Origin of the sequence: Cupriavidus basilensis OR16, from assembly GCF_000243095.1 — a bacterium.
Lineage (GTDB): Bacteria > Pseudomonadota > Gammaproteobacteria > Burkholderiales > Burkholderiaceae > Cupriavidus > Cupriavidus basilensis_D.
This window is the reverse complement of sequence record NZ_AHJE01000104.1, coordinates 1-10628: the sequence shown is the minus strand read 5'-3', so window position 1 is coordinate 10628 and position 10628 is coordinate 1. Positions and strand designations below refer to the sequence as shown.

Here is a 10628-nt window from a genome sequence, read left to right as displayed (position 1 = left end):
GGTGAAACTGCCGTTGAAGTTGCAGTTAAGCCCTTGAATCTGAAGCTGATTTTGCGGCTGAAGTTGCAGTTGCAGCCCCGACCCCAGCCCCCCTTTACTCCCGCCGATTCACCAACACAATCCCCCCCAACACCAGCACCGCGGCAATCGCAAACCGCATGCCTACGGCGTCATGCATCAGCACCACGCCAAATGCCACCCCGAACAATGGCGTCAAAAACGAAAACACCGACAAGCGCGAAGCCAGGTACTGCTGCAGCAGCCAGAACCAGGTCAGGTAGCTGGCAAACGCGATCAGCACCGACTGGTAGAACAGGCTGGCAATGACCAGGCCGTCAACGCGCGCATGGAGATGCTGGCCCGCGGCCAGCGCCATGGCCAGCAACATGACCGCCGAAACCGCCAGTTGGTAGAGCAGTGTCTTGCTGGGCGCGGCCGAGGCCAGCTTGCTGGCGCGCACCACCACCGTGGTGGCAGCCCACAGGAATCCGGCGAGGATCCCCAGCGCATCGCCCACCAGCGTGCTGCCGCCATGCGCGGGTGGTGCCGCGATGCCATCGGCAAAGGCCAGCGCCATGCCGCAGAAGGCCAGCCCGACGCCCAGCCATTGCCCGCGCCGGAGGCGTTCGCCGGCCACGCTCAGATGCAGGCCGAGCGCGGTAAAGATGGGCGCGGTGTAGAGGAACACCGCCATGCGCGAGGCGGTGGTGTGGCCGAGCCCGACGAAGATGCAGAAGAACTCGGCGCCGAACAGGAGTCCAGCCAGCAGCCCGGCACCCAGCGTGCCGTCGGGTTGCCACAGCGGCGTGCGGCGCCAGGCGGCAAAGCCGAACACCAGCAACGCTGCCACGGCAGAGCGCACGCCGGCCTGCAGCACCGCGCCCATCAGCGGCGCCGTCGCCTTGATGACCACTTGCTGCAGTCCCCAGGCCAGGCACAGCACCACCATCAGCGTGACGGCCGTGCCATCGAGCGGGCGCCGGCTTGCCAGGGGCGTGCTCACCTCAAGGACGGCTGGCGTCGCGGGTCGAGTTGCGCTCGATCAGCTCGATCTTGTAGCCGTCCGGGTCTTCGACGAAAGCGATCACCGTGGTGCCGCCCTTGACCGGGCCGGCTTCGCGCACGACGTTGCCGCCGGCAGCGCGGATACGCTCGCAGGTGGCCGCCGCGTTGTCGGTCTCCAGCGCGATATGGCCGTAGGCGGTGCCCATCTCGTATTTTTCCACGCCGTAGTTATAGGTCAGCTCCAGCACCGCGGTTTCGGATTCCGGGCCGTAGCCGACGAAGGCGAGGCGGTACTTGTACTCGGTGTTGTCGCTCTCGCGCAGCAGTTGCATGCCGAGGATGCGGGTGTAGAAGTCGATCGAGCGTTGCAGGTCGCCGACGCGGAGCATGGTGTGCAGGAGTCGCATTTTGGGAGAGGCCTGATTTTGTTTTGGGATAGGCCGGATATTCTAAACGGGTTGGAAGCAACGGGTTTGCCTTGGCACAGGCATGCCATTTTCCCGTTTCAAATCAAGGCCCAGCTTAGAACGTGGGCAGCAACTCGGGCGGGTGGGCCCGCAATTGCGCGCGGGCATCCCGGAACTCCGGAAAGATCGATGCCACCGTATCCCAGAACCTGGGGCTATGGTTCATCTCCTTGAGATGCGCCAGCTCATGGGCGGCGACGTAGTCGATCATCGACAGCGGAAAATGCATCAAGCGCCAGTTCAGGCGGATCTTGCCGTCGGCGGTGCAACTGCCCCAGCGTGTCGCGGCGGAGGTCAGCGCAAACGCGCTATGCCGCACGCCGAGCTTTTCCGCGTAGATTTCGAGCCGCTGCGCCAGCAGGCGCCGTGCCTGGTGCTGCAGCCAGCCTTGCACGCGATCCTTGATCTGCTGCTCGTCGGCATGCCCGGGCAGCGCAAGATGGAGAACGCGGGTCTCGGCATCGAACAGCAGCATGCCGGCGGGAGACTCCAGCTGCAGCGTGATGGGCTTGCCCAGGAAGGGCAGGCTGGCGCCTTCGCGCCATTGCACGGTGGGCAGCACGCGACGGGCTTCGCGGTGCTGCCATTCGCCCAGCTTGTTGAAGATCCAGCGCTGCTTTTCCAGAATGGCCGACTCGATGTCGGCCAGCGTGACCCAGCGCGGCGCCGTGATGGACAGGCCGCGGTCGTCCACGGTGAAGCCGATGGTACGGCGCGACGAGCGCTTGAGCGTGTAGTGCACGGCGCGCTCACCCACCAGCAGCCGCCGCGCATTGGGCTGCGGCTGGGGCCAGGGCTGTGCCGTTGGCGAATTGGGCTGCGCCGGCGCCAACCCGCCTGGCACCATGCCTGGCACCCTGTCCTCGCCCGTGAGGGCGTCGGACAGTGGCAGCTCCATCTGGGAACCGGGGGAGTCAGGGGTCGGGCGCAGCAATTTCATGCGGGCGTTTTGCTCCGGTAGCTCTCGGCGTCGATTCTACGCATATCTTGTTCGATCCACGCCTCGACCTCTTGATTGACCTGGTCGGCCGTCTTGTTGGCCGACGAGATCGGCGCGCCGACGGAGACCGTGATCAGGCCCGGGTACTTGAGGAACGAGTTGCGCGGCCACAGGCGGCCCGAGTTGACCGCCATCGGGATCACCCATGCGCCGGTCTCCACGGCAAGGCGGGCGCCGCCGCTCTTGTAGCGTGTTTTCTCCAGGCCCGACGGCGTGCGCGTGCCCTCCGGGAACATGATGATCCAGGCGCCTTCGGCCAGGCGCTCGCGGCCCTGGCGCACGGCCGAGGCGAAGGCGCGGGTGCCTTCCTTGCGGTTGATGTGCACCATCTTGAGCATGCCCAGCGCCCAGCCGAAGAAGGGCACCATCAGCAGTTCGCGCTTGAACACGAAGCACATCGGCTTGGGCATGGTGGCCAGGTAGGCCACGGTCTCCCATGCCGACTGGTGCTTGGACAGCACCACCACCGGCTTGTCGAGCATGCCAGCGAAATGCTCTTGGCCTTCATAGCGGTAGCGGATGCCGCAGATCAGCGCGGCCGCGCCGGTCACCAGCCGCGGCCAGCCGCGCACGAAGAGGTAGCGGCGGTCGGCATTCATGAACGGAAAGACGATGAAGCACGCGCAGGCATAGGGCGGCGTCACTACCAGGAGGAACAACGCGAACAGCAAGGAGCGGAGAAAAATCATCGGTGCGGGAGTTGGGTTCAGGAGCCGGCCTGGCGCGGGGCGCCATCGCCGGTGAGCAGCCAGCGTGCAAAGGCACGCAGGTCGTCGTGGATCAGCGTGCCGGGCGGCAGGCCGCCCTTTTTCTCGGTCTTGGGGCCTTTGCCGGTCAGCACCAGGTGTGGGGCGCAGCCCACCGCCAGCCCGGCTTCGAGGTCGCGCAGGGAGTCGCCCACCAGCGGCACGCCCTTGAGTTCGACGCCAAAGCGCTCGGCCAGCTGCGCGAGCATGCCGGGCTTGGGCTTGCGGCAATCGCAGCAGTCCGCCGCCGTATGCGGGCAGAAGAAGACCGCGTCGACGCGCCCGCCGAGGTTGGCCAGCGCCTTGTGCATCTTCTCGTGCATGGCGTTGAGCGCGCTCATCTCGAACAGGCCGCGGCCAATGCCGGACTGGTTGCTGACGATCACCACGCGATAGCCGGCCTGGTTGAGCGCGGCGATCGCTTCCAGGCTGCCATCGATGGGGATCCATTCATCCGGCGTCTTGATGAACTGGTCGCTGTCGAGGTTGACGACCCCGTCGCGATCGAGCACGACAAGCTTGGGTGGTGTCTGCGGCATGATGGCTTCCCGGTATGGTGCCGCGCCGCTTACGCGGCCAGCTTGGAGATGTCGGCCACGCGATTGGCCAGCACGTGCAGCGAGGCCAGCAGCGCGAGCCGGTTGGCGCGCAGCTGTGGGTCTTCGGCCATCACCATGACGTCGTTGAAGAACTGGTCGACCGCCTCGCGCAGTTGCGCCAGGTCGCGCAGCGCGGTGGCGAAGTCGCCATTGGCGAAGGCGGCATCCACCTGCGGACGCACGCTTTCCACCGCCTTGTACAGCGCGCTTTCGGCGGCTTCCTGCAGCAGGGCCGGCTGCACCGTGCCTACGGGGTCCGTGTTCTTGCGCAGGATGTTGGTGATGCGCTTGTTGGCCGCGGCCAGCGCTTCGGCCTGGGGCAGGGCGGCAAAGGTGCGCACGGCTTCCAGGCGGGCCAGGATGTCGTCCAGGCGCTGCGGGCGCAGGCTCACCACGGCTTCCACCTCATTGGTGGTGTAGCCCTTGTCCTTCAGGTAGCCGCGCAGGCGGTCGTACAGGAAATCGGCAATCGCGGCTTGCGCGGGCTTGACCGCGGCAATGCCGGCGAAAGCCTGCTGGGTGAGTTCGAGCAGCGCGTCGATCGACAGCGGCAGCGGGGTCTCGACCAGCATGCGCAGGATGCCGAGCGCGTGGCGGCGCAGCGCGAACGGGTCCTTCTCGCCGGTGGGCGACAGGCCGATGCCCCAGATGCCGACCAGCGTTTCCAGCTTGTCGGCCAGCGCCACGGCCAGGCTCACCGGGCCGCCCGGCAGGGCGTCGCCGGCAAAGCGCGGGCGATAGTGCTCGGAGCAGGCCAGCGCCACGGATTCGGCTTCGTCGTCGTGGCGCGCGTAGTACGTGCCCATGGTGCCTTGCAGTTCCGGGAACTCGCCGACCATGTCGGTCAGCAGGTCGGCCTTGGCGAGCTCGGCGCCACGCATGGCGGCCGCCTTCTCCACGGCAATGCCGGCCGCGGCTAGCGCATCGGCGACGTGGCCGGCGATCTGCTGCAGGCGCTGCACGCGGTCGAGTTGCGTGCCGATCTTGTTGTGATAGACCACGTTGGCCAGTTGCGGCACGCGCGAGGCCAGGGTCTTCTTGCGGTCCTGGTCGAAGAAGAACTTGGCGTCCGCCAGACGCGGGCGCACCACGCGCTCGTTGCCGCTGATGATGGACTCCGGCGTATCGGTGGCCAGGTTGGAGACCACCAGGAAGCGGTTGCGCAGGTGGCCGGCGGCATCGGTCAGCGCGAAGTATTTCTGGTTGGTCTGCATGGTCAGGATCAGGCATTCCTGCGGCACTTCGAGGAAGACCTCCTCGAAGTGGCAAGGATAGACCACCGGCCATTCCACCAGCGAGTTGACTTCATCGAGCAGCGCCTCGGGCATCACGACCTGGTCGGCGCCCGCCTGTTCCAGCAGCATGGTGCGGATGCGTTCGCGGCGATCCGCGTAGCTGGCCAGCACGCGGCCTTGCGACGCCAGCACGGCTGCGTATTCGCCGGCGTGCGCGATCTCGATCTCGCCGCTGGAGAGGAAGCGATGGCCGCGCGTGGTGCGGCCGGCCTGCAGGCCCAGCACGCTGACCGGCACCACCTCGGTGCCCAGCAGTGCAATCAAGGCATGCGCGGGGCGCACGAAATGCACCGTGCTGCCGTCCGGGCGCTGGTAGCTCATCAGCTTGGGGATGGGCAGCTTGGCGATGGTGTCGTCCAGCGCAGCCTGCAGCCCGGCGCCCAGTTCGGCGCCGCGCGCGGTGTAGCGGTAGAAGAAGGCGTCGGCCTTGCCGTCGGAGGCGCGCTCCAGGGTTTGCCAGTCGATCGCCTCGACGCCTACCGACTTGGCGAGGGCGGCCAGCTTCTTGGACAGTGGAGCGGTGGGCTGGCCGCTGGCGTCCAGCGCCACGGTCAGCGGCAGCACTTTTTCGCGCTGCTCTCGGTCGGGCGCGTTGCGGCGCACTTTGGTGACCTGTGCGGCCAGCCGGCGCGGCGTGGCGAACGCGGTCACGGTGGCGCCGTCACCTACCAGGCCACGCTCGGACAGGCCGGCGAAGAGGCCCTGCGCGAAGGCGTCGCCCAGGCGTGCCAGCGCCTTGGGCGGGAGCTCTTCGGTGAACAGTTCGATCAGCAGCGTATCGTTCGAATCGGTCAGGAGTTGCGACATGAATCGTTTCCAACAAGTTGTGGCACCCGCTGCGCTTTAGCAGCGCGGTGCAATAGTAGGTTCTACGCCGGACAACAGCCACAGGCCGTTTTGCTGGCGGAATTGCAGCGTGGTTGCTACGCACTGCGTATCTGCGCTGGTGCCATTGGTGCCATTGCCGCCGTTGCTTGCGCTGCCGCCACGGCCGCCAGGGGCGGGACGGGGCGCGAAGAAGCGGGCATCAAGGCGGCGCAGCCGCTTGTCGTAGCGGATCTCGTCGATGCGCCCGCTCACCCAGAAATCGATCTTGGGCGGCAGTTGCGCGGCCGAGTAGTACGTCTTGATCTGCCGGCGTACGCGCCCGTTGACCGTCTCGGTCTCGACCCACGAGAGCGGATAACGGATGGCGCTTTCATAGGCGCGCAGCGGCACGCGGTGCCAGCCCAGGTCCTTGGACCCGGACAGATCGCACGAGAACGTGCGCACCAGTTGGGTCCACTGGTCCAGCGAGTTGTTCGGACCGAAGGCGCCATGCCAGTGCCGGTCGATCGCCTGCTGCAGGGCCTGCGGATTGGCCTCGCACACATTGGACAGGTCGGCCGGCAGGTACAGCACCTGCGGGCTCGGCATGGGCACGGTGGCCTGGGCGGCACCAAGTGCCCCCAAGGCCATCAGCGCCATGGCAGCGCCGCGGCATAGCGCGCTGCGCGCCGTGCGGGTCATGCGGCAGCCTCGCGCTCGCACATCGGGAAGCCGAGCGACTCGCGCGAGTCGTAGTAGGCCTGGGCCACCAGCCGCGACAGGTTGCGGATGCGGCCGATGTAGGCCGCGCGCTCGGTGACCGAGATCGCGCCGCGCGCGTCCAGCAGGTTGAAGGTGTGGGCGGCCTTGAGCAGTTGCTCGTAGGCCGGCAGCGCCAGGCGCTTGGCGACTTCAGCTGGCGCGTCCTGCTGCGTGGCTTCGACGGCGCCCATCAGGCGCTTGGCTTCGGACTCATGCTCGGCGAAGTGGCGGAACAGGATCTCGGTGTTGCTTTGCTCGAAGTTGTAGGTGGATTGCTCCACTTCGTTCTGGTGATAGACGTCGCCGTAGGTTAGCCGGCGCGTCTTGCCGTTCTCTTCCCACTCGGTCCACACCAGGTCATAGATGTTATCGACCTTCTGCAGGTACATCGCCAGACGCTCGATGCCGTAGGTGATCTCGCCGGTGATGGGTTTGCAATCGATGCCGCCAACCTGCTGGAAGTACGTGAACTGGGTGACTTCCATGCCGTTGAGCCAGACTTCCCAGCCCAGGCCCCAGGCGCCGAGCGTGGGGTTCTCCCAGTCGTCCTCGACAAAGCGGATGTCGTTCTGCTTGAGGTCCAGGCCGAGCGCTTCCAGCGAGCCGAGGTACAGCTCCAGGATGTTCTCGGGTGCTGGCTTGAGCACTACCTGGTACTGGTAGTAGTGCTGCAGGCGGTTGGGGTTCTCACCGTAGCGCCCGTCCTTGGGGCGGCGCGACGGCTGAACATAGGCGGCCCGCCACGGTTCCGGGCCGATCGCGCGCAGGAAGGTATGCACGTGCGAGGTGCCGGCGCCGACCTCCAGATCGATAGGTTGCAAGAGTGCACAACCCTGCCGGTCCCAGTAGGCCTGCAGGGTGAGGATCATTTGTTGGAAGGTCAGCATAGGCGAAGACTAGTAAGGGCCTGCACGCAGGCCAGCAAGCAAGGGCGGACGGCGTGGCGGCAAAGTTGCCGCGGCGCCTCACGAAGATCGTGCCAAACCCTGAATTCTATCGGTTTTTTTGGCGCCGCCAGCCATCGGCACGGCCCTTGCATAGGTCAGGGCGTCCAATCCCGCCCGCGGGGCTGGCAAGTGGTGTCGGCGTTTTGCAACGAATCGGGTAAACACCGAAGGGTGCTAAAGCCTTGCTGGATACTGGCCGTTAGTGTTTTTGTATACAGTATTAGGCAGAGCTGTGCATAACAGCCGCAACGTTTGAAACAATCCAGTTACGGGGACACCGGTCATGTCGGTCCGCCTGACGACGAGGCTGGCGCAGGCCGGCCGATCCGCCGCCGTCAGCCTTGCCGGCGGCGCCAGGCCGCTAGTGCCAGCACCAGCAGGCATGCCGCCAGCGCCGGCATATTGCCCCAGTGCACGTAGGGGGTGAAACCCTGCGTGCCCTGCACATTGACGGTGAGCGTGCCGACGGTGAAGGTCGGCAGTTGTCCCGCCACCACGCCATCCGGCGTCACCACGGCCGTCATGCCGGTATTGGTCGAGCGCAGCATCGGCCGGCGCGTTTCCAGCGCGCGCATGCGCGAGATCTGCAGGTGCTGGTCCAGTGCGATGGTGTCGCCGAACCAAGCCAGGTTGGTCACGTTGGCCAGGATGTTGGCCGGCACCTTCTGGCTGCGCAGCGTTTCGGCGATTTCCTCGCCGAACAAATCCTCGTAGCAGATATTGGGCGCCACCATGATGCCGCGCACCGGCAGAGGCGCCTGGTCCAGTCCGCCGCGGCGGAAGTCCCCCAGCGGCATCTTCATCATGTCTACGAACCAGTGGAAGCCGAAGGGAATGAACTCGCCGAACGGTACCAGATGGTGTTTGTTGTAGCGGTACAACCGTTCGGTCAGCGGGCCCAGGCCGAAGACACTGTTGGTGAAATCGACCGGCGAATCCGCGCCGGCGGCGCCGAACAGCACGGTGGTGCCGCTGGCCACGGTGAAGTCGCGTACCGCGATGGCGATATCCACCGGCAGGTCCTGCAGGATCACTGGGAACGCTGTCTCGGGCGTCACCACCAGATCGGCCGGGGCGGCCGTGATCAGGTCGCGGTACAACTCTAGCGAGCGCTGCACACCGGCAGGCTCGAACTTGATGTCCTGCGCCACATTGCCTTGCAGCAGCCGCACCGAAATGGGTTTGCCGGCAGGCGTGGTCCAGGCGATCGGCACCAGCGCGGCGCCGGCCAGCGGCAGCGCCACGGCAGCGGCCAGGGCGATGGCGCCGGCGCGGATGCCGCGCGGGTTCGCGCCGCCGCGGCCAAAGCCGCGCACGGCGGCCACCAGCAACGCGGCCACGGTCGCAGCCAGCGCGCCAATGCCATACACGCCCACCAGCGGCGCGAAGCCGGCGAGCGGGCCATCGGTATGGGCGTAGCCGCTCGACAGCCACGGAAAACCGGTGAAGACCACGCCGCGCAACCACTCCGACAGCCCCCAGGCCGCGCCAAAGGCGAGCGGCGCAAGCAGCGTCAGCGCGGTGGTGCGCGCCCGGCGGGCAGTCAGCCAGTGCCAGGCCGCGCAGGCCAGCGCCGGATAGAGCGAGAGGAAGGCGCCGAACAGCAGCACGGCAAGCATCGCCATCCACGCTGGCATCTCGCCGTAGACGTGCATGCTGATATAGAGCCACCAGATGCCGGAGAGGAACCAGCCGAGGCCGAAGGCGTAGCCGGTAGCGGCCGCGCCACGGGCGCGCGGCGCATCGGCGGCCAGTGCCACCAGCCCCGCCAGCGACAGCAGTTGCAGCCACCACCAGGTGTGCGGCGCGTAGGCCTGGGTATGGGCTACGCCCAGCACGGCGGCCAGCAGAAGGCGGGGCAGGCTCACGCCGCGCGCGTCGTCGCGTCCGGCGCTGGCGGCGCCGGACCATGCCTGGACAAGGCGCTTCATGCGCCGTCCACGTCGGGCGGGGTGAGCGGGGCCTCGTGGCGTACCAGCAGCAGGTGCGCCTGGCGGGCGTCGGCACGCAGGACTTCGAAGCGCATCGGCGGCAGTACCACCACTTCGCCGCGATGCGGCACGTGGCCCAAGTGGTTGCTCAGCAAGCCGCCCACGGTATCGACGTCGTGATCCGAGAATTGCGTGCCGAAGGTTTCGTTGAATTGCTCGATTTCGGTCAGCCCATGCACGCGCCAGCCGCCATCGGGCAACTGCACGATGTTGTCATGGTCCTCGTCGAGGTCGAACTCATCCTCGATGTCGCCCACGATCTGCTCCAGCACGTCTTCAATGGTGACCAGCCCGGCAACGCCGCCGTACTCGTCCACCACCATGGCGATGTGGTTGCGGTTGATGCGGAAGTCGCGCAACAGGATATTGAGGCGCTTGGATTCCGGAATGAACACCGCCGGGCGCAAGGTTTCGCGCAGGTCGAACTCCTCGTCGGTGTAATACCGCAAGAGGTCCTTGGCGAGCAGGATGCCGATGATGTTGTCGCGGCTGCCCTCATAGACCGGAAAGCGCGAGTGCGCTGTCTGCCGCATGAAGGGAATGAAGCTCTCCGGCGCGTCCGCGATATTGACGGTGTCCATCTGGCCGCGGGGGACCATGATGTCGCGCGCGGTGAGCTCGGATACCTGGAACACGCCTTCGATCATGGAAAGCGAGTCGGCGTCGATCAGGTTGCGCGCATGCGCATCCTGGAGCACCTCGAGCAATTCGGCACGGGAGTCGGGCTCCGGAGAGATGAAATCCGAGAGCCGTTCGAGCAGGGATCGGGGACGGTCGGCTGACTTCGAACTGGGATAAGGGTCGTTCATGGCGCGACGAGCGCGGGGTGGATATCGGTTGAAGGATACACTAAAAGGGTTTGGGGGCTGTGACAGGGGGGTGACGGGGGAGGGTTGGTGGTGTTTGAAACTGCAACTTCAGCTTCAACTGCAACTTCAACTGCAGTTTCACCTCCCCTGCGGGGAGGCGACCTACTTTTTTGTCTTGCCCTCCATGTCAGGATACTTGT

General features: G+C 66.2%; 10 protein-coding genes. All 10 read right to left on the bottom strand.

Annotated elements, in window-relative coordinates; all coding sequences use genetic code 11:
• Positions 1 to 94 precede the first annotated feature (94 nt).
• The 10 genes from OR16_RS31805 to OR16_RS31760 all read right to left on the bottom strand — a co-directional run bounded on the left by OR16_RS31805 (position 95) and on the right by OR16_RS31760 (position 10428).
• Positions 95 to 949, bottom strand: coding sequence for a DMT family transporter (locus OR16_RS31805; RefSeq protein ID WP_050983167.1), 855 nt, complete (start codon positions 947 to 949; stop codon positions 95 to 97).
• Between the two features lie 55 nt (positions 950 to 1004).
• Complete coding sequence (gloA, locus tag OR16_RS31800) at positions 1005 to 1412, bottom strand: lactoylglutathione lyase (protein WP_006162781.1); 408 nt, start codon at positions 1410 to 1412, stop codon at positions 1005 to 1007.
• A 115-nt stretch (positions 1413 to 1527) separates the two neighbouring features.
• Complete coding sequence (locus OR16_RS31795) at positions 1528 to 2412, bottom strand: M48 family metallopeptidase (protein WP_043421954.1); 885 nt, start codon at positions 2410 to 2412, stop codon at positions 1528 to 1530.
• A complete protein-coding gene (locus tag OR16_RS31790; protein ID WP_006162779.1) occupies positions 2409 to 3161 on the bottom strand; it encodes a lysophospholipid acyltransferase family protein in 753 nt (250 codons plus the stop codon). The genes OR16_RS31795 and OR16_RS31790 overlap by 4 nt, the downstream gene beginning before the upstream one ends.
• A gap of 17 nt (positions 3162 to 3178) precedes the next feature.
• The gene (gmhB, locus tag OR16_RS31785; protein ID WP_006162777.1) at positions 3179 to 3757 is read right to left on the bottom strand and encodes a D-glycero-beta-D-manno-heptose 1,7-bisphosphate 7-phosphatase; all 579 of its coding nucleotides are present in this window, start codon (positions 3755 to 3757) and stop codon (positions 3179 to 3181) included.
• 29 nt (positions 3758 to 3786) lie between these two features.
• On the bottom strand, positions 3787 to 5919 hold the full coding sequence (glyS, locus tag OR16_RS31780) for a glycine--tRNA ligase subunit beta (protein WP_006162776.1): 2133 nt from the start codon (positions 5917 to 5919) through the stop codon (positions 3787 to 3789).
• A 36-nt stretch (positions 5920 to 5955) separates the two neighbouring features.
• Positions 5956 to 6621, bottom strand: a complete 666-nt coding sequence (locus OR16_RS31775; protein WP_006162774.1) for a hypothetical protein — start codon at positions 6619 to 6621, stop codon at positions 5956 to 5958.
• On the bottom strand, positions 6618 to 7568 hold the full coding sequence (gene glyQ, locus OR16_RS31770) for a glycine--tRNA ligase subunit alpha (protein WP_006162773.1): 951 nt from the start codon (positions 7566 to 7568) through the stop codon (positions 6618 to 6620). Before glyQ ends, OR16_RS31775 begins: the two co-directional genes overlap by 4 nt.
• Positions 7569 to 7963: 395 nt before the next feature.
• Positions 7964 to 9559, bottom strand: coding sequence for an apolipoprotein N-acyltransferase (gene lnt, locus OR16_RS31765; RefSeq protein WP_006162771.1), 1596 nt, complete (start codon positions 9557 to 9559; stop codon positions 7964 to 7966).
• On the bottom strand, positions 9556 to 10428 hold the full coding sequence (locus OR16_RS31760; RefSeq protein ID WP_043421950.1) for an HlyC/CorC family transporter: 873 nt from the start codon (positions 10426 to 10428) through the stop codon (positions 9556 to 9558). The genes lnt and OR16_RS31760 overlap by 4 nt, the downstream gene beginning before the upstream one ends.
• Between the last annotated feature and the right edge of the window lie 200 nt (positions 10429 to 10628).

Bases quoted from the DNA above. Each gene is read 5' to 3' on its own strand.
- OR16_RS31805 (WP_050983167.1), bottom strand. From the start codon at position 949: ATGGTGGTGCTGTGCCTGGCCTGGGGACTGCAGCAAGTGGTCATCAAG.
- gloA (WP_006162781.1), bottom strand. From the start codon at position 1,412: ATGCGACTCCTGCACACCATGCTCCGCGTCGGCGACCTGCAACGCTCG.
- OR16_RS31795 (WP_043421954.1), bottom strand. From the start codon at position 2,412: ATGAAATTGCTGCGCCCGACCCCTGACTCCCCCGGTTCCCAGATGGAG.
- OR16_RS31790 (WP_006162779.1), bottom strand. From the start codon at position 3,161: ATGATTTTTCTCCGCTCCTTGCTGTTCGCGTTGTTCCTCCTGGTAGTG.
- gmhB (WP_006162777.1), bottom strand. From the start codon at position 3,757: ATGCCGCAGACACCACCCAAGCTTGTCGTGCTCGATCGCGACGGGGTC.
- glyS (WP_006162776.1), bottom strand. From the start codon at position 5,919: ATGTCGCAACTCCTGACCGATTCGAACGATACGCTGCTGATCGAACTG.
- OR16_RS31775 (WP_006162774.1), bottom strand. From the start codon at position 6,621: ATGACCCGCACGGCGCGCAGCGCGCTATGCCGCGGCGCTGCCATGGCG.
- glyQ (WP_006162773.1), bottom strand. From the start codon at position 7,568: ATGCTGACCTTCCAACAAATGATCCTCACCCTGCAGGCCTACTGGGAC.
- lnt (WP_006162771.1), bottom strand. From the start codon at position 9,559: ATGAAGCGCCTTGTCCAGGCATGGTCCGGCGCCGCCAGCGCCGGACGC.
- OR16_RS31760 (WP_043421950.1), bottom strand. From the start codon at position 10,428: ATGAACGACCCTTATCCCAGTTCGAAGTCAGCCGACCGTCCCCGATCC.